This is a genomic window from Bradyrhizobium sp. HKCCYLS3013, assembly GCF_051167615.1.
Lineage (GTDB): Bacteria > Pseudomonadota > Alphaproteobacteria > Rhizobiales > Xanthobacteraceae > Bradyrhizobium.
In genome coordinates, this window is sequence record NZ_JBNPTK010000009.1 from 162,657 (window position 1) to 187,341 (window position 24,685).

The following is a 24,685-nucleotide window of genomic DNA, read 5'->3' on the forward strand; positions in this document are numbered from 1 at the left end:
AGATGGACACCGCAACCAGCCGGCTCGCCAACGCGCCGACATTGGCGCAGCGCGCCTACGACATCCGGCGCAACGCGCTTCGCATGGGCGAGGTGCAAGGGCAGGGCTACATCGCCCAGGCTCTCGACATCTCCGACGTGCTGGCAGTCGCCTACTTCCACGCCATGCGCTACCGGCCCGAGGATCCCAACTGGGAGGAGCGCGACCGTTTCCTGCTGTCGAACGGACACTATGCGATCGCCCTGTACGCCGCGCTGATCGAGGCCGGCATCGTTCCCGAGGCCGAGCTGGAAACCTATGGCAGCGACGACAGCCGGTTGCCGATGTCCGGCATGGCGTCCTACACGCCGGGCATGGAGATGTCGGGCGGCTCGCTCGGCCTCGGCCTCAGCATCGCCGTCGGCATGGGCCTCGGACTGAAGCGCAAGACGTCGAGCTCTCGCGTCTACACGCTGTTCTCCGACGGCGAGCTCGACGAGGGCTCGGTGTGGGAGGCGATCTCGTCCGCCAGCCACCACAAGCTCGACAACCTCATCGGCATCGTCGACGTCAACAATCAGCAGGCCGATGGCCCTTCGACCCAGGTCATGGGCTTCGAGCCTTTGGTGGATCGGCTGGAAGCGTTCGGCTGGTTCGTGCAGCGCGTCGACGGCAACGACCTCGACGCCGTGGTCGCCGCCTTCGATGCCGCCAAGACCCACGCGGCGCCGAAGCCGCGCATGATCGTGGCGGACACGCTGATGGGCAAGGGCGTGCCCTTCCTCGAACAGCGCGAGAAGAACCACTTCATTCGCGTCGAGCCGCACGAGTGGCAGCTCGCGATTGCCGCACTCGACGCCGGGAGGCCGTGATGAAATCGACGAGACCCGCACCGGATCTGAGCAAGCCGCGCCTGACGACCTCGGCGATGATCGCCTCGATCGCTTCCGAGGGCCAGCGCACCAGGCCGGCGCCGTTCGGCCACGCGCTGGTCGCGCTGGCGCGCAGCCGGCCGGAGGTGGTCGGCATGACCGCCGATCTCGGCAAGTACACCGACCTGCACATCTTCGCGAAGGAATTCCCCGAGCGCACCTACCAGATGGGCATGGCCGAGCAGCTGCTATTCGGCGCCGCATCCGGCATGGCGGCCGAAGGCTTCATGCCGTTCACCACGACCTATGCCGTGTTCGCCTCGCGCCGCGCCTACGACTTCATCCACCAGACCATCGCCGAGGAAGATCGCAACGTGAAGATCGCCTGCGCGCTGCCCGGCCTGACCTCCGGCTACGGCCCGAGCCACCAGGCGGCCGAGGATCTCGCGCTGATGCGCGCGATGCCGAACTTGACGGTGATCGACCCCTGCGATGCGCATGAGATCGAGCAGGTCGTGCCGGCGATGGCCGCCCATCAAGGCCCGGTCTACATGCGGCTGCTGCGCGGTCAGGTGCCGCTGGTGCTCGACGAGTACGACTACACATTCGAGCTCGGCAAGGCCAAGCTGCTGCGCGACGGCCGGGACGTGCTGATGATCTCGTCCGGGCTGATGACGATGCGCGCGCTCGAGGCCGCCAAGGCGCTGTCCGATGATCGCGTCGACGTCGGCGTGCTGCACGTGCCGACGATCAAGCCGCTCGATGCCGAGACCATCGTGCGCGAATCCGGCCGCTCCGGCCGTCTCGTCGTCGTCGCCGAGAACCATACGGTGATCGGCGGACTGGGGGAGGCGGTCGCCGGGGTGCTGATGCGCGCAGGCGTGCACGTACCGTTCCGGCAGATCGGCTTGCCCGACGAATTCCTCGACGCCGGCGCGCTGCCGACCTTGCACGATCGCTACGGCATCTCGTTGTCGGAAGTCGTCAAGCAGGTCAAGGGCTGGCTCAAATAGCGGACCAGCCGCTGACATGACCCGCCGGCGCGCGGACGCGCCGGACCATAACAACAATTTCATACTGGAGGGACGGGAATGCGCAAGGCAATGACGCGTCGGCGATTCATGGCAGGAGCAATGGTGGGGGCTGCGGTGCTGCCGTTCACCGGGCGATTCGCCAAGGCAGCGGAGTTCACGATGAAGCTCGCGACCGGACAGGATCCGTCGCATCCGGTCAACAAGCGGGCGCAGCAGGCGGCCGATCGCATCAAGGAGGCGAGCGGCGGCCGGCTCGATATCAATCTCTACCCGGCCAACCAGCTCGGCTCCGACACCGATCTGATCTCGCAGGTCCGCGTCGGCGCCGTCGATGCGATCAACATCGCGAGCTCCGTGCTTGCCACCCGCGTGCCGCTCGCCGGCATCGTCAACACCGGCTTCGCCTTCACGTCCTACGACCAGGTCTGGAAGGCGATGGACGGCAGCCTTGGTGATCACATCCGCAAGGACATCGAGAAGACCGGCGTCATCGCGCTCTCCAAGCCCTGGGACAACGGATTTCGCCAGGTCACGTCCTCGACCCGCGAGATCAAGACGCCGGACGATCTCAAGAGCTTCAAGATCCGCGTGCCGGCGGCGCCGATCCTGACCAGCCTGTTTCAGGCGCTCGGTGCCGGTCCGACACCGATCAACTTCAATGAGGTCTATACGTCGCTGCAGACCAAGGTGGTCGAGGGCCAGGAGAACCCGCTGCCGATCATCGCCACCGCCAAGCTCTACGAGGTCCAGAAATACTGCTCGCTGACCAGCCACGTCTGGGATGCCTACTGGATTCTTGGCAACCGCGCTGCCTTCGGCAAACTGCCGTCCGACCTGCAGACGCTGGTCACGAAGGAATTCAACAAGTCGGCGGATGACGAGCGATCCGACATTGCCGCGCTCAGCCAGAGCCTGCGCGCCGATCTCGCCGCCAAGGGCTTCACCTTCGTGGATGTCGACAAGGAGGCATTCCGTGGCGCGCTCGGCAAGAGCAGCTTCTACAAGGACTGGCGCGGCAAGTTCGGCGAGGAGGCCTGGAAGATCCTGCAGTCGAATGTGGGAGAGCTCGGATGAACTCGGTCGACGCGTCTCTGGCAGCCTCCACGAAGCACGGCGTCGTCGAAAGCCTCGAGCGGGCGCTGACGAAGCTGATCGAGATTCCCGCGATCGTCGCGCTGGTCGCGGAAGTCGGAATCCTCTTCACCGGTGTGACGGCGCGCTTCGCCTTCAACCGGCCGCTGACCTGGGCTGACGAGCTCGCGTCGATCACCTTTCTCTGGCTCGCGATGCTGGGCGCCGTGCTCGCGCTCAGCCGCGGCGAGCACATGCGGATGACCGCGCTGATCGACCGCGTCGCACCGCGCACCCGCGCGGTGCTGGAGAGCGCGGCGCTGATGGCGCCGGCGCTGTTCCTGGCGATCCTGCTGCATCCTGCGATCGACTATGCGAGCGGACAGGCGTTCGCGGAGACGCCGGCGCTCGGCCTGCCCGACAGCGTGCGGGCCGGCGCGGTGCCGGTCGGCATCGGCCTCATGCTGGCCACCGCCCTGCTGCGCATGGCGCGCCACGGCTCGCGCGACATCGCGATCACGCTGGTGATCCTGGCGGCCACGGCGCTCGTGTTGTGGGGCGCGGCGCCGGCGCTCAAGGCGCTCGGCAACTGGAATCTGATCGTCTTCTTCGCGATCCTGCTCGGCGCGGCCGTGCTCGCCGGCGTCCCGATCGCATTCTGCTTCGGGCTCGCCACGGTGGCTTATCTCCTCACGGTCACCTCGGCGCCGCTCGAAGTCGTCACCAGCCGCATTGACGAGGGCGTCTCATCCCTCGTTTTGCTCGCGATTCCCTTGTTCATTCTGCTCGGCCATCTCATCGTCATGACCGGCATGGCGGCAGCGATGGTCGGCTTCCTGGTGTCGCTGGTTGGCCATGTCAGAGGCGGCCTGTCCTACGTGCTGCTCGGCGCGATCCTGCTGGTCTCGGGCATTTCCGGCGCCAAGACGGCCGACATGGCGGCGGTCGCGCCGGTGCTGTTTCCGGACATGAAGCGCCGCGGCATTCATGACGGCGAGCTGGTGTCGCTGCTCGCAGCCTCGGGCGCGATGGCCGAGACCATTCCGCCCTCGATCGTGCTGATCATTATCGGCTCCGTCGCCGGCGTCTCGATTTCGGCCTTGTTCACCGGCGGCATCCTGCCCGGCCTGGTGCTGGCCACCGCGCTGGCGGTGGTCGCCAAGCGCCGCATGGTCGAGCCGGAGGGCGTGATCCGACCGCGGCCGACCTGGGCCACCATTCGCTCGGCGCTCATCACGGCGCTGCCGGCACTGCTGCTGCCGGTGCTGATCCGCACCGCGGTCACCGAGGGCGTCGCCACCGCGACCGAAGTCTCGACCGTCGGCATCGCCTACACGATCCTGGTCGGACTGCTCGTCTATCGCCGCTTCGACTGGCGCAGGCTCTATCCGGCGCTGGTGCATACTGCCGCTTTGTCCGGGGCGATCCTGTTCATCATCGGTGCGGCCACCGCGATGGCCTGGGCGCTGACGCAGTCGAACTTCTCGCATGCGCTCGCGGCGATGATGGTTTCGGTGCCCGGTGGCAAATACGGCTTCCTGCTGATCTCGATCGCCGTGTTCATCCTGCTCGGCAGCATCCTCGAAGGCCTGCCGGCCATGGTGCTGTTCGGCCCGCTGCTGTTTCCGGCGGCCAAGCTGCTCGGCGTGCACGAGGTGCACTACGCGATGGTGATCATCCTCGCGATGGGCATCGGCCTGTTCGCGCCGCCCTTCGGCCTTGGGTACTACGCGGCGTGCTCGATCGGACAGATCCATCCCAACGCCGGACTGACCCGCATCTGGCCCTATCTCGGCGCGCTCGTGCTCGGCCTGCTGCTGGTTGCCTTCGTGCCGTGGCTGTCGATCGGCTTTCTCTGACCCCCCGGGTCGGCTGAAAACGTGAGGACCGAGATGCCAGTCGCGAGCTCGAGGCCCAGGACATTGAAAAGAGCTTCGGTGCACCCACGTCCTGCGCGGCGCCAACCTGCGGATTCGTTCCGGCGAGATCCACGCTCTGCTGGGCGGCAATGGATCTCCCGCAGCGGCACCAATCGACGGCTGCCTGATCGATCTCCGGTACAACATTGTTTTACCGGGAGACCAAAAATGGGTCGAAATCAGCGGAAATCGGCGTAAATGGACGCTGATGGGATGCTTCCGGCGCGACTTCTGAATGACTGATATCTCAAATAAAATTGCAAAATCAAACGCTTGGCGTTTTTCCGTCGCCCCCATGATGGACTGGACCGATCGGCACTGCCGGGTGTTCCATCGGCTGCTGTCGCGCCGGGCGTTGCTCTATACCGAGATGGTCACGACCGGCGCCGTCATTCATGGCGACCGGCAGCGGCTGCTCGGCTTCGATGCCAGCGAGCATCCGGTGGCGCTGCAGCTCGGCGGCTCCGACCCCGGCGATCTCGCGACGTCGGCCAGGATCGGCGAGGATTTCGGCTACGATGAGATCAACCTCAATGTCGGCTGTCCGTCGGACCGGGTGAAGGACGGCCGCTTCGGCGCCTGTTTGATGGCCGAGCCCGCGCTCGTGGCCGCCTGCGTCGCCGCGATGAAGCACGCCGTTCGCATTCCCGTCACCGTGAAGTGCCGCATCGGCATCGACGATCAGGATCCGGAGGTCGCGCTCGATGCGCTGGCGGACGCGGTCGTCGATAGCGGCGCCGACGCGTTGATCGTGCACGCGCGCAAGGCGTGGCTGAACGGCTTGTCGCCAAAGGAGAACCGTGACGTTCCGCCGCTCGACTACGACAGGGTGTACCGGTTGAAGGCGAGGCTGCCGCACGTGCCCGTCATCATCAATGGCGGCATCGGCAGCATCGAAGCTGCGCAAGGTCATCTCGCGCATGTCGATGGCGTGATGCTTGGGCGAGCGGCCTATCAGGAGCCGTGGCGGCTGCTCGATGTCGATCCCGTCCTGTTCGGCGAGGTCGCGCCGCATCGGACCATGAAGGATGCGTTGGCGGCGCTCGAGCCCTACATCGTGCGCCAGCTCGGGCAGGGCGCGCGGCTGCACGCGATCACGCGGCATCTCGTCGGCGCCTATCACGCGGTGCCAGGCGCACGCGCATTCCGCCGCCATCTCGCCGAGCGTGGCGTCAAGCCAGACGCCGGCATCGAGGTACTGCGCGAGGCGGTCGCGATGGTCGAGGAGCGCCCAGCGGTTGCTGCGCTGGCCTGAGCGGCTCAGGCCAGCGGCAGTTCGGCGACGGCCTGGCGCGCGATCTCTCTGCTGGCTGCGACGAGGCCCAGCTCCTCAGCTGCGGTCGGGAAAGCCGTGCAGCATCAGCCGGTCGGAGCGCACTTCCCAGCGCTCCAGCCGGTCGAGGAAGCTCATGCCGAGCAGGTTGGTCTTCATCTGGCCGTGCGGCACCACCAGCGCCGGCACCGAGCGCTCCACCAGTTTGCCGATCGCGAGCCGGTCCAACGTCAGCCGCGCCGCCTTGGTATGGCCACCGGCAGTTTCGACGTCGACGTCGTAGGCGAGCAGTTCGAGCGGCAGGCCTGCGGCCTTGGCGGTCTCGTAGGTCAGCACCACCGATGTGGCGCCGGTGTCGACCACCATCGGCGCGGTGACGCCGTTGATCTTGGCGCGCAATGCGAACTCGCCGCCTCTGGTGCGCTCGATCTCGACCGCGTTGGTCGGAGGGCTCGCCTTGGCGCGGAGCGCGCGGCTGCGCAGAACCTCCGACACGGTGTCGCTTGCGAGTGCTGCCTGCTCGGGGTCCTTGTAGACGATCACGGCGCCCGCGGTGAGCACCATGGTGACGAAAACGAGCACGACCTTGTTCATGCCGCGCCTCCCGTCGGCACCGAGGCGCTCAGTCGCGCCGACGCGCCAGCGCGGGCAGGCCGGCGTCGTGCATGCGGGACGGCAGCCCGTCCATCAGCGCCAGCCGCTCGTCGGTCGACATGCGGCCCCAGCGGGCGATCTCCGGCAGCGTGCGTCCGCAGCCGAAGCAGAGCTTCGTCTTCGGGTCGATCATGCAGACGGCGATGCAGGGCGTCTCCTGGCTCATGGCGCGAGTTTGAAAGGTTCTGCCACTGTCGTGCAAGTGCAATCATCTCACAGTCCCGTTCCGGCATTCATGATCGGCTTGCGGACCCGACGCTTCTCCTGAGCGGGGGCGATCGCGTGTTCCGGCTGCAATGGCGGTGCCTCGTCCGACAGCGGAGCGAGCGCCGACATCACCCGCTCCGGCGGGAAGGTGACGATCACCTCGGTGCCGATGCGGACCTTCGATTTCAGCGTGAACGTGCCGCCATGCATCTCGATCAGGTTCTTGGCGATGGGCAGACCTAATCCTGCGCCCTGTTCGGCCGACTTGATCGAGTTGGAGCCCTGGCCGAACGAGGCGAGCACGATCGGAATCTCGTTCTCGGGGATGCCCGAGCCGGTGTCCTTGACGCTGAGATATTGTCCGCCCGAGGCCGTCCAGCCGGCCTTCAGCCAGATGTCGCCGCCCTGCGGCGTGAACTTGATGGCGTTGGACAGCAGGTTGAGCACCACCTGGCGGATCGCGCGCTCGTCGGCCCACAGCCGCGGCATCTTCTGCTCGAACACCTCGTGAATGGTGATGCCGCGGCTCGTGGCGCGCAGCTTCAGCAAATGGTGGCAGTCGGCGATCACGTGCACCAGCGCCACGGCTTCCTCGTTCAGCTCGTAGCGGCCGGCCTCGATGCGCGAGAGATCGAGGATCTCGTTGATGAGGTTGAGCAGGTGGACGCCCGAATTGTGGATGTCGGCCGAATATTCCTTGTAGACCGGCACCGCATGCACGCCGAAGATCTCGCTCTTCATCACCTCGGAAAAGCCGAGGATGGCGTTCAGCGGCGTTCGCAGCTCGTGGCTCATCTGCGCGAGGAATCGCGACTTCGCGACGTTGGCGGCCTCCGCACGGTATCGCGCCTCGTCGGAGATCGCCTTCGCCTGCTCGAGCTCGCCGATCAGGGCGTCCTTCTCGGCGCGTGCTTCGAGCGTGGCGAGCGTCGTCGCGTGCAGCTGATGGGCGAGCAGCACGAAATAGCCTTCGGCCGCGACGGCGAACCCGGCGAGCAGGTAGTTGTCGAACGTGCCCGACAGCGCGAGGCTCAGCGTGATCGCGACCGTCACCGGCGCGGTGACGGCGACGGCTGCGATCGGCAGGTTGGCGGCGAGCATGCTGGAGACCGCGATCACCAGCAGCATCAGGAACATCATCAGCGTGCCCGACACCGCCGCGAGCGCCGGATGGATCAGGATCGCCATCCAGCACACGCCGTAGAGCAGGTCGAGCAGCACGAAGCGCGTGCGCCAGCGCCGCGTCGCCGCCAGCGACGGCTGGTCGGCGAGGAAGTTCGAGCAGTTGCGCACGATCGCCGCATGAATGCAGAGCACGCCGAGCGTCCAGGCGCCGGCCGCGATCGTATGCAGCCACACGCTGAGCATCAGGCCGGTTGCCACCACCAGCAGCACGACGATGTAGGAGGCGGAGATGCGGGTCTGCGCGTATTGGCGCAGCAGCTCGCGGTCGAAGGCCGGACGCGTTCCCGATGTCGACGTTAACCGGTCGCGCGCCTCGCGCACCCGCTGCTGCGCGGCCCGGCGCTGGCTTGCTGGTGCAAGCGCCGGCGGATCTGCCGGAAGCTCGACGACCTCAGGCTTTTCAGCGGGTTTACTCATCAAACAACACAAATCCTGCCCGCGAGGTACGGGCTGCTTTCTGCATTGTCTATAACTGGGCCCAAATCCTTAAGACGGATTATAGACAACGAAAAATTTGCGTTAACCGCGCGTTAAATTAACCATTGTGGCGAGGCTCAGCGGAGCTGCATGCGCAGGCGGCGCCAGCCGATCACCACGCCGGTGATGCTGAAGACGAGGCCGATCGCGCAGAGGCCGACGATGAGAAACGTGCGCAGCGCCGCCTGCGCAAGCAGGGCCGGAAAGTCGAGCGTGTGCAGCGCCTGATAGAGCCACCGATAGGCGCGCCGGGATGGGTCGAGCTTCTCGAGCACTGCGCCGGAGGCGGCGTCGACCTGATACCAGGTGTCGCCGCAGATCACGCGATGGACCGGCGCGCCCGGCACATCGGAAACAAACGGATAGTCGTCGCCCGGCTCGACTTCGGACGAGCGCGCGCAGTCGCCGCGCAGGCGGGACGCCGCCGCATTGACGTCGGCCGGCTGCAGGAAGCGGCCGACGATGCGTGCCGATGCGCCGTCCAGCAGCGAAATCTGCTGCTGACTCGGCGCGCGCCGGATGCGCTGATAGAGGCGGCCGCCGAAGGCGAACCACTCGATCTCGCGGACCCCGCCGTGCACCGCCGCGAGCGCGCCCGCGGTCGCGTCGGTCCAATCCGGCGCGCCGACGAGAATGGCTTGCTCGGACGGCGTCAGACGGCCGGTCGCAAACAGCCTGCCATGGTCCATCGACAGCCAGCCGCTGACCATCCACGTCAGCACGAACTGCATGCAGATCAGGCCGGCCCAATGATGCCACAGGTGCCAGCCGCGGTAGCGCGAGCACAGCCGCGCCTCATGATATCTCAGCCGCATCGGGCCGAGCAGGGCGCCGCTCACGGCGGCGACGACCGCCGCGAGCGACAGCCACCACACGGCAGCGTTCCAGGCCGCCCAGTCCTTGCGCAGGATGGTCGGATAGATCCAATGAACGACGCTGCCGACGTAGTTCCAGGCGCGTTCGAACCGAGTCGTGTCGAGCACGACCTCGCCGGTGCGCGAGGAGACATAGAGCTCGGTGCCGCCGGGATCTTTGAGCGCGATCCGGTGCAACGGACGATGCACGTCGAACCGGTTCGGCACCGTCCATTGGTCGTAGTCGTCCAGAGCTGCAACGGCGGCGCCGTCGGCTTCGAGCCCGCGCCGCTGCGCTGCCGCGCGTGCGATCGACAGGGCGATGTCGGGGGCGCTCACCTCGGCTGTGGCCAGCGTGTCGGCATGAATGGCCGTGCTGCGGCCGGCGGTCGAGATGACATAGACCGGGCCATCCATGCGCTGCACCAGGCGGATGTGGTCTGGATGGTCGATTCCAGCTTTGGCGAGGGCCTCCGCGGGACCGTGCAGCGACATGGCGACGTCGAGCACGGGCAGCGCGGCGAAGCGCTCGCTCTCGGTCTGCGCCGGGAATGGCACGTAGTGCATCACGATCCCAGTCGCGAACCATAGCACGAGCAGCGGACCGAGCGGGATGCTCAGCCAGCGGTGCGTGAGGATCAGCGCCCGGATCATGCGGCCATCAGAACTTGAACGAGGCTTCGACCTCGTAGGTGCGGGGCGCGCCGAGGAAGATCTGGTCGGGATAGAACGGATCGCTCCAGGCCGCGTAGCGCCGGTCGGTGACGTTGCGGACCCGGAAGGCGAGCCGCGTGCTGGTCGCGGTGGCGAACAGCGGCACCTTCGGCAGGTCGATGAAGGCGAACAGGTCGGCCGTGGTGTAGGCGAGCAGTTTCACCGTGTTGGCATCGGTGCTCCAGCGGTCGCCCACGTGGCGGACGGAGAAACCGAGCTCGACCGGCCACCAGCCGGGATTGAGGAAGCGGTAGGAGCCGCCGCCATTGACGATGACGGCGGGGATGTTGGGCGGCGTGTTGCCCGAGAACGAGCCGCCGCCGGCGAGATCATAATCGGCATAGCGGGCGCGGACATAGGCGAAATTGCCCCAGAGCCTGCTCTCCGGCGTCGGCCGCACCGCAGCCGACAGCTCGATGCCTTGCGATTTGACCTTGCCGGCAAGGTTGAGCTGCTGGCCGGCCTGGGCGCTGTAGACGTTGTTGCGCTCGATGTCGAAGGCCGAGAAGGTCCATTCCGCGCGGCCGTTCCACGCGAGCTGCTTGACGCCGGTCTCGTAGCTGCGCGAATCCGACAGCGTCAGGTTCTGCGTCGGAGTGAGGATGAAGATGCTGTCGGCCGAGATGTCGGTTGCCGTCGCATATTGGCTGTAGAAGGTCGTGCCCGGCAGCGCCTCCCAGGTATAGCCGATGCGTCCCGTGACCGGCTGCCAGCTCTTGGAATAGGGGAAGCCGGGCCGCTCGGCGCCATTCCGGATCCAGTTGCGGTCGAGCGTGAACGGGTTGTAGCGCAGCCCTCCGACCAGCGCGAAGCTGTTGGTCAGCCTCAAGCGGTCTTCGAGATTGAGCGCGACGCTGTCGATCGCGGCGGTCTGAAGCTGTGTCCTCAGCTCACCATAGGTGCCGCGATCGAAGCCGATCAGCGGGACTGACTCGCCGGGAAAATTGGCCGCGCCGGGTCGCGTGAAGTCGGTATGCGAGCTCTCGACCGAGGTGACGAGCCGGTTGGCGAGACCGAAGATGCTGCCGTTCCATATCACGTCGGTGGCGTTGCCGACCATGTTGTGGTTGTGGTGGACGAAGAAGCGCTCGCGATCGACCAGATTGGTGTTCGCGTTGAACGCCGAGACCTCGTTATTGTACCAGTCGCGGCTGGCGTTGTAGTTGTAGATCTGGCTCCGCAGCGTGACGTCGTTGTTCAGGTCCCATTCGAAGCCGCTGCGGACCCAGGATTCCTTGATGGTCTTGTGGCCGTCGACCACGTTGTAGTTGGTCGACAGCGTGCGGCCGTCGATCGTGACAGCGCCGAGATCGCTGCCGTTGTAGGCGGAGATCTTGGTGCCCGAGACGATGCCGCTGGTCGCGTTCGCTCCGCTATAGGCCACCGGCACCAGCGGCGTGCCCTCATAGGGCTTGGCCTTGTAGTCCTTGAACTCGGCGGCAAAGAAGGTCTTGAAGCTGTCGGACAGCCGATAGTTCAACTGGCCCGAGACATGGACGTTCTTGAACTCGGTGTCGTCGATGAAGCCGACCTCCTTGGTCCGGCTGATGTCGAAGCGATAGTCCAGGCCTTTGATCATCGTGCTGCCGCCGGAGCCGAAGCCGCTGCGGAATGTACCGCGCTGGTCGAAGCCGACGAAGGCCTCGCTATCGACTGGGCCGCTGTGCGGGGTCTTGGTGACGAAATTGATGGTGCCGCCGACCGCCCCCTGGCCTGAGATCAGCGAGGAGGGGCCCTTGAGAAACTCGACGCGGTCGAGGTTGAACGTCTCCATCGTCAGGGCGGTGAAGCCGGTCGGGCCGATGTTGATGCCGTTGTAGAGCACGTTGACCTGGTTGCCCTGGAAGCCGCGCATCGCGAAGCCGACATCGTTCGGGGCATCACCCGCGCTGACGCCGGTGGCGCCTTTCACCGCGTCGACGGTCGTGTGGTAGCCCTGCTCACGCAGCGTCTCGGCGCCGACCACCTCGATGGCTGCCGGCAGCTCGCGTGCGGTCAGGCCCAGCCGGCCGCCGGCTGCCGGCGTCGCATTGCCGTTGAGCGGCGTCGCCGCCGGGGAGGCGGGAGCCTGAAGCGATGGCGCGGCTGCCGGAGACAGCGCCGCTGCGCCTCGGGCTGTGGGGCGCACCGTCCTGTTGGTTGTTCGGATCGGCGACGATGAACGGCTGGCAGCCGGTCGCTGGCGCGGCGCATCGACGGTAACGTCGGGCAGCAGCGTGTCGGCTGCCGGCCTCCCGACGGGGGTGGCCACCTGCTGCGCATGCGCGGTCGGTACCGCCGGGCAGACCGCCGCCACCACGCCCGCCAGCGCAATCGAACCCCTGATGTCCCGCACGCTCATTCCGATTCCCCACCGCGGTCCGGCCGTGCCGGTCTCCGCGCCCTCCAACGCCCCTTGCGACCGGGACGACAGCTAACCCAAAATGTCGGAAATGTAATGTTATAACATTACCTATTCTGTCTTCTGGTCGAGCCTGTCTCGGTACTGCAACACATGCGAACGATTGGCGATTGCAACGGGTATCAGCGAGTCGGACGGTGCGCAATGCTCGGATGAGACGCGAGCTGCATCCCGGCGAACGAAGTCGCTGCCGGCGGCGACGAGCCGGCCGGTCGTCACGAAGGCACAAAATGAAAGTGCCGCCACCCGAAGCGAGTGGCGGCACGGTGATGGGATCGCGATGGAGCGGATTACTTCTCCAGCCGGGCCAGCAGGCTCGACGTGTCCCAGCGCTTGCCGCCGAGTTTCTCGACCTCGGAATAGAACTGGTCGACCAGCGCCGTCACCGGCAGATGGGCGCCGTTGCGGCGCGCTTCGCTGAGGCAGATCGACAGGTCCTTGCGCATCCATTCCACCGCAAAACCAAAGTCATATTTGCCGTCGTTCATGGTCTTGTAGCGGTTCTCCATCTGCCAGGACTGCGCGGCGCCCTTGGAGATGGTCTCGATGACAGCGGGAACGTCGAGGCCGGACTTCTTCGCGAAATGGATACCCTCGGACAGGCCCTGCACGAGGCCGGCGATGCAGATCTGGTTGACCATCTTGGTCAGCTGGCCGGAGCCCGCCGGCCCGAGCAGCTTGCACATCCGGGCATAGGCCGCGATCACCGGCTCGGCACCGGCATAGGCGTCGGCGGTGCCGCCGCACATCACCGTCAGCACGCCGTTCTCGGCGCCGGCCTGGCCGCCCGAGACCGGCGCATCGATGAATTTGAAGCCGGCCTTGGTGGCTGCGGCGTCGAGCTCACGTGCCACTTCAGCCGATGCCGTGGTGTGGTCGACGAAGGTCGCGCCCTTGGCCATGCCGGCGAAGGCGCCGTCCGGGCCGATCGTCACCGAGCGCAGGTCGTTGTCGTTGCCGACGCAGCACATCACGAAGTCCTGGCCTTCGGCGGCCTGCTTCGGCGTGGGAGCTGCCTTGCCGCCGAATTTGTCGGCCCATTCCTTCGCCTTGGCCGCGGTGCGGTTGTAGACCGTGACCTCGTGACCGCCCTTCTTCACGAGATGTCCTGCCATGGGAAAACCCATCACGCCGAGACCGATGAAAGCGACTTTAGCCATATGAGCTACCTTGACCTTGGGGTTCTGCCGACAGCCTTGAGAGGGCCGGGCTGTTCTTGGAAGGAACACATCAGCATCCGGCGCGGGTCGCGGCGGTGCTGGACGCCGCACCATAACGGCTTGCGAGGCGGGGGCAACGGCTTCGTGACGGATGCGAATGCGCGCGTCCGTGCTAAAGAGGCATCGTCATGACGGCTTGCAAAGCCGTCATCCGGCAACGAAATCCAGTCAACCAACGAACCAGCCAGGGAGTGTCTCGCATGGGCGTCAGCGTCGGCGTGCTCGATCATTTCAACATCCGGACCCGCAACCTGCAGGAGACCGTGCGCTTCTACGAGGACGTGCTCGGGCTCGAGAACGGCGCCCGGCCGAACTTCGCCTTTCCCGGCGCCTGGATGTACAGCGAGGGGCGCCCGGTGGTGCACCTGGTCGACATCTCGCCGACCTCAGAGGCACAAAAGCCGGACTCCGGCGTCGTTCACCATGTCGCCTTCGTCAGCCGCGGCTTCGCCGGCATGAAGGCCCGGCTCGCGGAGAAGGGCATGCCGTTCGAGGCGCGGCAGGTGCCGGGCGGCGAGCTGTGGCAGATCTTCGTGCGCGACCCCAACGGCGTGATGATCGAGCTCAATTACGAGGCAGCGAAAGAGCAGGCCGAGGATGCGCCGGTGGAGACCGCCTCCGACATCGGAACCATGGTGGCGTTTTGAGCCGGTCGGCTTTATGAAGCGGCGCAACGCAGGGCCGGAGCGGTGCCGTCGCAGACGACGGAAGATCATGTCCGGCCAACAGGATAGGGCGCGACGATGTGGCGCGTTCTGAACTTCTTCAGGAGACGCGCCGTGAGCGTGACGCAGCAGCAGGTTATCGAGGCACTCAAGCGGGTCCGCTCGCCACGTGGCGTGGCGCTGCCGGACGCCGGCGTGCTGTCGCCGATCACGGCCAATGACGGCAAGGTGTTCTTCTCGATCAATGTCGAGGCCAGCGAGGCGCGCGCCTGGGAAGACACCCGGGCGCAAGCCGAAGCCGCCGTGCGCGCCATTCCCGGCGTGACCATGGCGATGATCGCGCTGACTGCGGAGCGCAAGGCGGGCGCTGCCGCCCCGCCGCCGCGACAGGGCGGGGTGCAGCCGGTCTCTGCGCATCGTCCGCATCAGCACCAGCATCCGGCGGACTCGCCGATGTCCCGGCAAGCCGCGATCCCGGGTATCGCGGCCGTCATCGCGGTGGCCTCGGGCAAGGGCGGTGTTGGCAAGTCGACCACCGCGATCAATCTCGCGCTGGGCTTGCGCGATCTCGGCCTCAAGGTCGGGCTGCTCGACGCCGACATCTACGGCCCGTCGGTGCCGCGGCTGACCGGGCTGCAGGAAAAACCCAAACTCACCGACGACAAGAAGATGATTCCGCTGTCGCGGTTCGGCCTGTCGATCATGTCGATCGGCTTTCTCGTCGATGAGGACAGCCCGATGATCTGGCGCGGCCCGATGGTGATGTCGGCGATCAACCAGATGCTGCGCGATGTTGCCTGGGGCACGCTCGATGTGCTCGTCGTCGACATGCCGCCCGGCACCGGCGACGCCCAGCTCACGCTGGCGCAGAACGTGCCGCTGAAGGGCGCCGTCATCGTTTCGACGCCGCAGGACCTGTCACTGATCGACGCCCGCCGCGGGCTTGCGATGTTCCGCAAGGTCAACGTGCCCGTGCTCGGCATCATCGAGAACATGAGCTACTTCCAGTGCCCGCAATGCGGCACCCGGTCCGACATCTTCGGTCATGGCGGCGCGCGCCACGAGGCCGAGCGGCTCGGCGTGCCGTTCCTCGGCGAAATCCCGCTGCACATGGACATCCGCTCGACGTCGGACGCCGGCAACCCGGTGGTCGAGAGCGAGCCGAAGGGTCCGCATGCCGCGATCTACCGGGCCATCGCCGCGTCGGTGCGGGACCAGCTCAAGGACGCCATCGCCGCTGCTTGATGCACTGCAGCGAAGCGCGTGCGACTATTGGACTGTTTGTCATTCCAACGTCGCGTTTTCGCTTAACCGGTTCCGTGCTAAAGCCCGGCCCGGATCGCCTTCGACCGTGTGCGGCCAATCGCATCGGCGGATAAATGCTTTTTCAACGGGAAACGCCCCCAACAAGGAGATGCCTTAATATGAAGCGTCGTGATTTTCTGAAGGTTTCGGCCGCCGGTGCCGCGGCGACGGCTGCGGTGGCCTCGCCGGCGATCGCGCAGTCGATGCCGGAAATCAAGTGGCGGTTGACCTCGAGCTTCCCGAAGTCGCTCGACACGATCTATGGCGGCGCCGAGTACCTGGCGAAGCAGGTCGCCGAGATGACCGACAACAAGTTCCAGATCCAGGTCTTCCAGGCCGGTGAGCTGGTTCCGGGTCTGCAGGCGCTCGACGCGACCTCCAAGAACACCGTCGAGATGTGCCATACGGTGTCGTATTATTACGTCGGCAAGGACCCGACCTTCGCGATTTTCGCTTCGGTCCCGTTCGGCCTCAATGCCCGGCAGCAGAACTCCTGGCTGTATCAGGGCGGCGGCAACGAGCTGGCCAACGAGTTCTTCAAGAAGGCCGCCAACGTGATCGGCTTCCCCTGCGGCAATACCGGCACCCAGATGGGCGGCTGGTTCCGCAAGGAGATCAAGACCGTCGCCGACCTCTCGGGCCTGAAGTTCCGCATCGGCGGCATCGCCGGCCAGGTGCTGCAGAAGCTCGGCGTCGTGCCGCAGCAGCTCGCGGGCGGCGACATCTACCCGTCGCTGGAGAAGGGCACCATCGACGCCGCCGAGTGGGTCGGTCCGTACGACGACGAGAAGCTCGGCTTCCAGAAGGTCGCCAAGTACTACTACTATCCGGGCTTCTGGGAGGGCGGTCCGACCGTCCACGCCTTCGCCAATCTCGACAAGTGGAACGAGCTGCCGAAGCACTATCAGTCGATCCTCGCCAACGCGACGGTCAACGCCAATACCTGGATGGCCGCGCGCTACGACCAGGTGAACCCGGCGGCGCTGAAGCGCCTGGTCGCCGGCGGCACCCAGCTACGCCCGTTCACTAACGAGGTGCTGGAAGCCTGTCTCAAGGCGACCAACGAGCTGTGGGGCGAGATCTCGGCCAAGAATGCCGATTTCAAGAAGGTCATCGACGCGATGCAGGCCTATCGCTCGGACGAGTATCTGTGGTGGCAGGTCGCCGAGTACACCTATGACAGCTTCATGATCCGCTCGCGTACCCGCGGCTGATCGTAAGCTTCAATCGGCGGATCGACTTGAGCCCGGCCTCGCGAGAGGCCGGGCTTTTGCGTTGCGGCAACGTTTCGCAATGGCACTCCGACGCACTTTGATCCACACTGGAACTGAAGCCTCACAAAGAAGGCTGCTCAGGAAACGAACACAATGACCCCCAGGGAGGGAAGAACTATGAAGCGGAGAGACTTCATCAAGGTGACTGGGCTTGGCGCCGCTGGCGCGGCCGCGATCGCAGCACCGGCCATCGCACAATCGATGCCGGAGCTGAAATGGCGCATGCCGACGAGCTGGCCGAAATCGCTCGACACCTTGTATGGCGGCGCCGAGATCATGGCCAAGGTGGTCGGCGAGGCCACCGACAACAAATTCCAGATCCAGCCGTTTGCCGCCGGCGAAATCGTCCCCGGCCTGCAGGTCCTCGACGCCGTGCAGAACGGCACCGTCGAAATCGGCCACACCGCGTCGTACTACTACTTCGGCAAGGACCCGACGTTCACCTTCGGCTCGTCGGTCCCGTTCGGGCCGAACATGCGCATCAACCAGGCCTGGTATATGCTCGGCGGAGGACGCGAGATCCTCAACGAGTTCTACACGAAGTACAATGTCGTCTCGCTGCTTGCCGGCAACACCGGTTGCCAGATGGGCGGCTGGTTCCGCAAGGAGCTCACCGGCGTCAACGATCTCAAGGGGCTGAAATTCCGCATCGGTGGCTTTGCCGGCCGCGTGTTGCAGAAGCTCGGCGCGGTGCCGCAGCAGATCGCCGGCGGCGACATCTATCCAGCGCTGGAGAAGGGCACGATCGATGCGGCCGAGTGGGTCGGACCCTACGACGACGAGAAGCTCGGCTTCGTCAAGGTCGCGCCCCATTACTACTATCCGGGCTGGTGGGAGGGCGGACCGATACTGCTCTCCTTCGTCAACCAGGATCGCTGGAATGCGCTGCCCAAGAACTATCAGAAGATCCTCGAGCACGCCGGCCATTATGCCAACAACTGGATGATGGCGAAGTACGACCAGAGCAATCCGGCGGCGCTGCGCCGGCTGCTCGCCGCCGGTGCCAAGCTGCATGCGTTCTCGCCGGAGATCATGCAGGCATGCCTGAAGGCCGCCCGCGAGCTGCACAGCGAGGTCGCGGCCACCAACCCCGACTTCAAGAAGACCTACGAGTCGCTGTCCGCCTTCGCCGGCAATGGCTACGCCTGGTTCCAGGTCGCCGAGATCGGCTACGACGCCTTCATGGCGCGCAACTCGCAGAGCTGAGGCAGGCGCCGTATCGCTCCAGGAGCCAGACAAAACAAAACCCCGGCGCAGCGCGCCGGGGTTTTTCATTGTCGCGACGATGGAGCATCTGCGCCATCAGAATTTCGGCGGGCCGAAGTCGAGCGGCGGCGCATCGATCTGCGGAATCTCGATCTTGATCGAGTTCGGATCGACGGTCGAGGCGGCGCCCTTGTAGTGCATGACCATCGACGGGAACAGGATCACCAGGAGCACCATGATCATCTGGATCACCACGAACGGCACCGCGCCCCAGTAGATCTGTCCCGTCGTCACCGGCTCCATCCGCTTGCCGGTGACGCGGTCGAGATAGGACTCCTTCGGCGCCACCGAGCGTAGATAGAACAGCGCGAAGCCGAACGGCGGATGCATGAACGAGGTCTGCATGTTGACGCCGAGGATGACGCCGAACCAGATCAGGTCGATGCCGAGCTTTTCGGCCGCGGGCCCCAGCAGCGGGATGATGATGAAGGCGAGCTCGAAGAAGTCGAGGAAGAACGCCAGCACGAACACGAAGACGTTGACGAAGATCAGGAAGCCGACCTGACCGCCGGGCAGTGACGTCAATAGGTGCTCGACCCAGACGTGGCCGTTGACGCCGTAGAAGGTCAGCGAGAACACGCGCGCGCCGACCAGGATGAAGACCACGAAGGCCGACAGTTTTGCGGTGGACTCGACCGCCTGGCGGACCAGGTCGAAGCTCAGCCGCCGCTTGATCGCGCCGAGGATGATCGCGCCGGCAGCGCCCATCGCGCCGCCCTCGGTCGGGGTCGCGAGGCCGATGAAGATCGTGCCCAGCACCAGGAAGATCAGGAACAGCGGCGGCACCATCACGAAGGTGGTCTGCTGCGCCATGCGGGACAGGAAGCGGTATCCGGTGGTGCGCTCTAGCACCCAGTTCACGACCGCGACGGCGAAGGCGAACACGATGCCGTAGAACATGCTCAGCACGACGAAGTCGGCGCCGTGATATTCCGATCCGCGCATCATGAACCAGCCGAACACGCAGCTCGCCAGAAACAGCACGCCCAGCGATTTCAGGCCGCGGTCGCCCGAGTCCTCGCGAAAGCCGATCGCATCGGCCGGCAGGCCGGGCGCCGATTTCGGAAAGATCATGCTGGTCAGGAAGGCGTAGCCGGCATAGATCGCCGACAGCACGAGGCCGGGGATGAAGGCGCCCTCGTACATGTCGCCGACGGACTTGCCGAGCTGGTCGGCCATGACGATCAGGACCAGCGACGGCGGGATGATCTGCGCGAGCGTGCCGGAGGCGGCGATGATGCCCGAGGCAAGCCGGCGGTCGTAGCCGTAGCGCAGCATGATCGGCAGCGAGATCAAGCCCATCGAGATCACCGAGGCGGCGACCACGCCGGTGGTGGCCGCGAGCAGCGCGCCGACGAACACGACCGCATAAGCAAGGCCGCCACGGATGGTGCCGAACAGCTGTCCGATGGTGTCCAACAGGTCCTCGGCCATGCCGGATCTTTCCAGCACCAGGCCCATGAAGGTGAAGAACGGAATCGCCAGCAGCGTGTCGTTGTTCATCACGCCGTAGACGCGTTCCGGTAGCGCCTGCAGGAAGTCCGGCCGGAATTCGCCGAGCTCGATACCGACGAGGGCGTAGAACAGGCCGACGGCGCCGAGCGAGAAGGCTGCCGGATAGCCGAGCAGCAGCATCACGACCAGCGAGCCGAACATGATCGGCGCCATGTTGGCGATCAGAAAAGCTGTCATTGAAGTATCCCCCAGCCCGCCGCTTACTTCTTTTCGATCGCTTCGACGAGGTGCTCGACCTCGGCCTCGATCCCGTGGGATTTCGCAGCGTGGGGATCAGGGATGAGCCCGCGCATCACGGCGATGCGCTTGATCAGCTCGGAGATGGCCTGCGCCAGCAGGAACACGAAGCCGATCATGATGAGCGATTTCGCCGGCCATTGCGGCAGGCCGCCGGCATTGCTCGACTGTTCGTTGATTTCGAACGAGCGCAGGAAGAACGGCACGCTGGTGATGATCATCACGACGCAGAGCGGAATCAGGAAGAGCACGTGGCCGACGACGTCGATGGTGTCACGCAGCCATTTGGGCATCATGGCGTTGACGATGTCGATGCGGATGTGCTCGTTGTCGAGCAGCGTCCACGGCGAGCACAGCAGGAAGACCGCTGAGAACAGCACCCACTGTAGCTCGAGCCAGGAGTTCGACGAGGTGTCGAGCGTCTTGCGGACGATGGCGTTGATCGTGGAAATGATGACGGCCAGCAGGATCAGCCACGCCAGCCGCTTGCCGGTCCAGGTCGTGAACGCATCGATCCCACGGCTCAATTTCAGCAACGCTTGCAACGCAATCCTCCCCCAAATGTCTTGCGACGTCCCATGGCCCGTTCTGGCTGCGCAGCACATGGCGCAACGGCCTATCCGGCCCGGCAGGCTCAAAAAACGAGGGCACCATTTCAGCGCCTCGTGTTGCCGTCAATCGGAAAAATGGGCAAAAAGGGGCGTTGCCGCAACATGTTGCGGGAGTGGCGACGCCGCGCCACAGCCGTCTCCGGTTGCCGGAGCCGGGCGATCGGCGGCCGGTGCCGGGAGCTGAACGGGCGGCGTCCGAGGGCGGAGGGCGCGCGAATGCGGCCGACCGAGCGCGTCCTGCGCGAGGCGGTCTTACAGCACCACCACGCCGGAATGCTTGGCTTTGTTTTCGGGTTCGACGTGGATGGTGATCCAGCTGTGCTCGTCGTCCTCGCGCAAGGCCGCCTCGATCCGGTCGCAGATCTCGTGCGCCTGGTTGACCGACATCTCTCCGGGCACCACGAGGTGGAACTCGATGAAGGTCAGCTTGCCGGCATGGCGGGTCCGGACGTCGTGCGCCTCCAGCGCCCCGTCGGCATGCGCGCTGATGATCTGGCGGATGCGCGCAAGCGTGGTGTCGGAGACCGCCTCATCCATCAGCCCGCTGGTGGATTCCTTCAGCACCTGCCATCCCGACCACAGGATGTTCACCGCGACCAGCACCGCCAGCGCCGGATCGAGGATCGGCAACTGCAACATCACCGCGAGGCCGAGGCCGACCACGACGCCGCCCGAGGACACGACGTCCGTCAGCAGGTGCCGGCCGTCCGCCACCAGCGCCGGCGATCGCAGCCGCTTGCCGCGCGTGATCAACAGCCAGCACCAGACCGCATTGATCGCGCTCGCCAGCGCGTTCACCGCGAGGCCTTCCGCAGGCGCCGAAAACGCGCGCGCATTGAAGAAATTCCCGTAGGCCTCATGGATGATGAGCAGCGCCGCCACGACGATCATGACGCCCTCGATCACCGCGCTGAAGTACTCGACCTTGTGGTGGCCGAACGGATGGTTGGCATCCGCGGGCTTGGCGGCGATGCGCACCGCGCCGAGCGCGACCACGGCGGTGACGACGTTGACGATGCTCTCGACGGCATCGGAGTAGAGCGCGACCGAGCCGGTGATCCGATAGGCAAGATATTTCAGGCCGAGCACGATCGTTCCGACCACGAGGCTGCCGATGGCGAGCTTGAGCGATTGCGAGGCCATGATGTCCTGATCCGATCCCGCGCTGGGGTACTCAACGCTGCGGCGGAACGCAACCAGGGTGGAAGCGGTTCGGTGTCGGGAAGGAGCTGATGCCCCCGGTTTTTATGGCCGTCGAGACCGCCTATAGCGGCGGTGTCGCTCCGATGGAGAAGTGATCTGTGGAAAACAGAAAGGTCGCGCCCACGGACATGGGCGCGACCTTGTCGGCAAACGCCAACAGGAATGACGCCGCGGACTACTTCTCTTTGATGACCGTGGTGGTGCTGGTGGAGCTGCCGACCGTGCCCTCGTCCTCGCAGACCTTGGTCTGGCGGATGCGGTCCTCGGCTTCCACGCGGCTGGTGAACGCCATCGGTCCGATCTGCGTGACGACCTCGCGGTCGGCGGGGCGTGTGGTGGTGATGGTGCAGCGATGGCTCGGTCCCTACACGATGTAGTATTCGTCAGCAAGCACTGGCGCGACCGATCCGATGATCACTGCGCCGGCAAGAAGAAGGGGTGCTTTCATCGTCGCCTCTCTTTTCCAAGAACAGCCAAAAGGGGAGCGAGGGGGCGATGAGGAGATCTTGTCCTCATCGTTCGACGCTCTCCGCGTTTGCAACTCGGTCGACTGGTCGGGGTTCCGGCACGCCAGACGCAGCTTGTGTTGATGCGATGCAGTGTCGGCAACGATGGACGCGAGATTTCGTCAGGGCGCAGCGACGCCAGCGCAGGCCCGCGGTGGCTCGCTGGTCGATGTCGGCTGCGACGCGGACGATCGCGCAAGGTCTCCGCGGCGGGATCCCTGACATGCCGGTGGCGAAGCTGAGCGAACGGTCTGTGCTCGGCCGATCCGCACATCGTTTCCCAAAACGCGGGCACGCGACGCGAAGATATTTGCAGACCGGCTCGGCTTGAGCGGTGACGTTCTTCCGGGCTTCACATTCTGATGCGACCTTATGTTGTGGGGCGGCCCACATGCGCCGTCGGCTCAGACGGGGAAGCGGGGACTCGGACATGCTTGGGTTGCGTCTTTTCGGCTTGATCCTGGGAGGCCTGACCGCGATCGCGGAGATCGCGACGCCGTGTGCGGCAACACCGTGCAGCAACCTGCAGACGCTCGCGCTCGAGCATACCACCATCACGCTGGCGACCGACATCACGAGCGGCGTCTTCACCGTTCCCGGGAGCAATCCGGCGCAAGACATCACGGGCCTGCCGGCGTTCTGCCGCGTCGCCGCGACGATCGCGCCGACCGTGGATTCGGCGATCAAGATCGAGGTCTGGCTGCCGGCGTCGACGTGGAGCGGGCGGTTTCTCGGCCTCGGCAGTGGCGGATTCGGCGGCTACTACGACTATGGCGGCCTCGCGTTCCGCCTCAAGGCCGGTTACGCTGTTGCCTACACCGGTCTGGGAACCGGGACCTCCGGATGCACCGTGCACTACTGCGGATCGGACGGCAACAAGGGCAACGCGTTCGCGATCGCTCTCGGCGACAAGGCGACCCCGAGCCTCGGGCTCTACGGGCATCCCGAGCGGATCACTGATTTCGGCCATCGCGCGGTCCACCTGATGACGCTGCGGGCCAAGGAGATCGTACAAGCATACTATCAGCAGAGCGCGACCAGGGCCTATTTCTTCGGCTGCTCCACCGGAGGCCACAGCGGACTGATGGAGGCGCAACGCTATCCCGAGGACTATGACGGCATCCTGGTCGGCGCGCCGGCCTACAATCGCACACACCTGTATGCGACGACGCCGCTCGGATGGCGCAACACGCATGCGACGCCGGGGCGGCAGATGCAAGCCGGTCAGATGTCGCTGATCAACAAGGCCGTCCTGGCGCAATGCGCTGGGCGGGATGGCGGAGTCGCAACGGACCAGTTCCTGAACAATCCGCGGCGCTGCCGGTTCGATCCTAAAGTCCTGCAATGCACCGGCGGCGACGTGCCACCGGCATGCCTGACCGAGGAACAGGTCACGACGATGCAGAACTATTATGCCGGCACGGTCGACCCGGTGACCGGTGAAAGGATCGTCCCGGGCTTTGCGCCCGGCAGCGAGACCGAGGACCTGTCAGCGAAGGGGATCATGCTCAAGCAGCAGCTTCCCGAGCCGCTGTTCGATGGCCCCCTTTATTGGGTCTATGGTCCGACCTTCGGGCAGCCCGGCAGTGCCGTGAACTACACGAACTTCGACATCCATCGCGACCTGCCGGCTGTGGAGGCCATGCTGGCCGAGCCGCTGAACGCCACCAGCCCGGATCTCACGGCCTTCCGGGAACGCGGCGGCCGGCTCATCATGTATCAGGGGTGGGCCGATGAGCTTGTGATGCCGCAGAACACGATCGACTACTTCAACTCGCTTGTGAAATTCGACAGCCCGTCCTTCGCGACGCGGCGAGGAGACGAAGCGCAGGTCGGTGCTGACGTCGCGGAAGATCGGTTCGGCGGCGATCACGTGCGAGCCGGGCTGCAGCGAACCCTGAGCTACGCCCGCCTGTACATGGTGCCGGGCATGTATCACTGCGGCGGCGGACCTGGCCCCAACGCGTTCGTCTTCCTTCCGGCGCTCCAAGACTGGGTCGAGAACGGCACGCCGCCGGGGTCCGTCGTCGCGACCAAGTACGTCAACGACACGGCGCCCGATGTGCAGATGACGCGGCCGCTCTGTGTGTTCCCGAAGATCGCGCGATACAACGGCCGCGGCAGCACCGACGACGCGGCGAGCTTCTCTTGCGTCGAGGGTGGGCACCGTCATGACCACGGTCCGCACGACGAGCAGTGAGGCAGGTGTTTGAACACAGCGAAGCGGCTCGCCGACAATCGAT

Annotated in this window: 19 protein-coding genes and 1 pseudogene; 10 read left to right on the forward strand and 10 right to left on the reverse strand. The window is 65.5% G+C overall.

What is annotated here, in order from left to right:
- Positions 1–2: 2 nt before the first annotated feature.
- From ACQR1F_RS18030 to dusA, 5 genes are all read left to right on the forward strand, one after another.
- On the forward strand, positions 3–851 hold the full coding sequence (locus ACQR1F_RS18030; protein ID WP_316216201.1) for a transketolase: 849 nt from the start codon (positions 3–5) through the stop codon (positions 849–851).
- Positions 851–1,864 carry a transketolase family protein gene (locus ACQR1F_RS18035; protein WP_434838959.1) on the forward strand — a complete coding sequence of 338 codons (1,014 nt, stop codon included), beginning with the start codon at positions 851–853 and terminating at the stop codon, positions 1,862–1,864. Before ACQR1F_RS18030 ends, ACQR1F_RS18035 begins: the two co-directional genes overlap by 1 nt.
- 78 nt (positions 1,865–1,942) lie before the next feature.
- On the forward strand, positions 1,943–2,959 hold the full coding sequence (locus tag ACQR1F_RS18040; RefSeq protein WP_434889836.1) for a TRAP transporter substrate-binding protein: 1,017 nt from the start codon (positions 1,943–1,945) through the stop codon (positions 2,957–2,959).
- Positions 2,956–4,815, forward strand: coding sequence for a TRAP transporter large permease (locus ACQR1F_RS18045; RefSeq protein WP_434913566.1), 1,860 nt, complete (start codon positions 2,956–2,958; stop codon positions 4,813–4,815). Before ACQR1F_RS18040 ends, ACQR1F_RS18045 begins: the two co-directional genes overlap by 4 nt.
- 295 nt (positions 4,816–5,110) lie before the next feature.
- A complete protein-coding gene (gene dusA / locus ACQR1F_RS18050) occupies positions 5,111–6,130 on the forward strand; it encodes a tRNA dihydrouridine(20/20a) synthase DusA (RefSeq protein WP_434838962.1) in 1,020 nt (339 codons plus the stop codon).
- A 75-nt stretch (positions 6,131–6,205) separates the two neighbouring features.
- Here the strand turns inward: dusA and ACQR1F_RS18055 are convergent, their stop codons facing one another.
- The 6 genes from ACQR1F_RS18055 to ACQR1F_RS18080 form a co-directional block, all read right to left on the reverse strand.
- Positions 6,206–6,742: a TIGR02281 family clan AA aspartic protease gene (locus ACQR1F_RS18055; RefSeq protein ID WP_315717625.1), complete on the reverse strand. Its 537-nt coding sequence runs from the start codon at positions 6,740–6,742 to the stop codon at positions 6,206–6,208.
- A 28-nt stretch (positions 6,743–6,770) separates the two neighbouring features.
- Entirely contained in the window at positions 6,771–6,968 is a 198-nt protein-coding gene (locus tag ACQR1F_RS18060; RefSeq protein WP_315803053.1) for a DUF1289 domain-containing protein, read from the reverse strand.
- Between the two features lie 47 nt (positions 6,969–7,015).
- The gene (locus tag ACQR1F_RS18065; protein WP_316180631.1) at positions 7,016–8,611 is read right to left on the reverse strand and encodes a sensor histidine kinase; all 1,596 of its coding nucleotides are present in this window, start codon (positions 8,609–8,611) and stop codon (positions 7,016–7,018) included.
- A gap of 137 nt (positions 8,612–8,748) precedes the next feature.
- The gene (locus ACQR1F_RS18070; RefSeq protein ID WP_434913567.1) at positions 8,749–10,179 is read right to left on the reverse strand and encodes a PepSY domain-containing protein; all 1,431 of its coding nucleotides are present in this window, start codon (positions 10,177–10,179) and stop codon (positions 8,749–8,751) included.
- Between the two features lie 7 nt (positions 10,180–10,186).
- A complete protein-coding gene (locus ACQR1F_RS18075; protein WP_434913568.1) occupies positions 10,187–12,580 on the reverse strand; it encodes a TonB-dependent receptor in 2,394 nt (797 codons plus the stop codon).
- Positions 12,581–12,930: 350 nt separating this feature from the next.
- Positions 12,931–13,800 carry an NAD(P)-dependent oxidoreductase gene (locus tag ACQR1F_RS18080; protein WP_316180637.1) on the reverse strand — a complete coding sequence of 290 codons (870 nt, stop codon included), beginning with the start codon at positions 13,798–13,800 and terminating at the stop codon, positions 12,931–12,933.
- A gap of 260 nt (positions 13,801–14,060) precedes the next feature.
- On the opposite strand from ACQR1F_RS18080, the gene ACQR1F_RS18085 reads away from it, so the two are divergent.
- The 4 genes from ACQR1F_RS18085 (at position 14,061) to ACQR1F_RS18100 (ending at position 18,310) form a co-directional block, all read left to right on the forward strand.
- Complete coding sequence (locus tag ACQR1F_RS18085; protein ID WP_434913569.1) at positions 14,061–14,507, forward strand: VOC family protein; 447 nt, start codon at positions 14,061–14,063, stop codon at positions 14,505–14,507.
- 132 nt (positions 14,508–14,639) lie between these two features.
- On the forward strand, positions 14,640–15,770 hold the full coding sequence (locus ACQR1F_RS18090) for an Mrp/NBP35 family ATP-binding protein (RefSeq protein ID WP_434913570.1): 1,131 nt from the start codon (positions 14,640–14,642) through the stop codon (positions 15,768–15,770).
- Positions 15,771–15,949: 179 nt separating this feature from the next.
- Positions 15,950–17,044, forward strand: coding sequence for a TRAP transporter substrate-binding protein (locus tag ACQR1F_RS18095; RefSeq protein ID WP_434913571.1), 1,095 nt, complete (start codon positions 15,950–15,952; stop codon positions 17,042–17,044).
- Positions 17,045–17,221: 177 nt separating this feature from the next.
- Positions 17,222–18,310, forward strand: coding sequence for a TRAP transporter substrate-binding protein (locus ACQR1F_RS18100; RefSeq protein ID WP_434913572.1), 1,089 nt, complete (start codon positions 17,222–17,224; stop codon positions 18,308–18,310).
- 96 nt (positions 18,311–18,406) lie between these two features.
- On the opposite strand, the gene ACQR1F_RS18105 is transcribed toward ACQR1F_RS18100, so the two are convergent.
- The 4 genes and pseudogenes from ACQR1F_RS18105 to ACQR1F_RS18120 form a co-directional block, all read right to left on the reverse strand.
- On the reverse strand, positions 18,407–20,062 hold the full coding sequence (locus ACQR1F_RS18105; protein ID WP_434838964.1) for a TRAP transporter large permease: 1,656 nt from the start codon (positions 20,060–20,062) through the stop codon (positions 18,407–18,409).
- Between the two features lie 23 nt (positions 20,063–20,085).
- Positions 20,086–20,667 carry a TRAP transporter small permease subunit gene (locus ACQR1F_RS18110; RefSeq protein ID WP_315803063.1) on the reverse strand — a complete coding sequence of 194 codons (582 nt, stop codon included), beginning with the start codon at positions 20,665–20,667 and terminating at the stop codon, positions 20,086–20,088.
- 318 nt (positions 20,668–20,985) lie between these two features.
- Positions 20,986–21,876, reverse strand: coding sequence for a cation diffusion facilitator family transporter (locus tag ACQR1F_RS18115; RefSeq protein WP_434889841.1), 891 nt, complete (start codon positions 21,874–21,876; stop codon positions 20,986–20,988).
- Positions 21,877–22,111: 235 nt separating this feature from the next.
- Positions 22,112–22,384, reverse strand: a pseudogene (locus tag ACQR1F_RS18120) (hypothetical protein).
- 488 nt (positions 22,385–22,872) lie between these two features.
- Here ACQR1F_RS18120 and ACQR1F_RS18125 point away from each other — a divergent pair.
- On the forward strand, positions 22,873–24,642 hold the full coding sequence (locus tag ACQR1F_RS18125; RefSeq protein WP_434889842.1) for a tannase/feruloyl esterase family alpha/beta hydrolase: 1,770 nt from the start codon (positions 22,873–22,875) through the stop codon (positions 24,640–24,642).
- Positions 24,643–24,685: the final 43 nt, after the last annotated feature.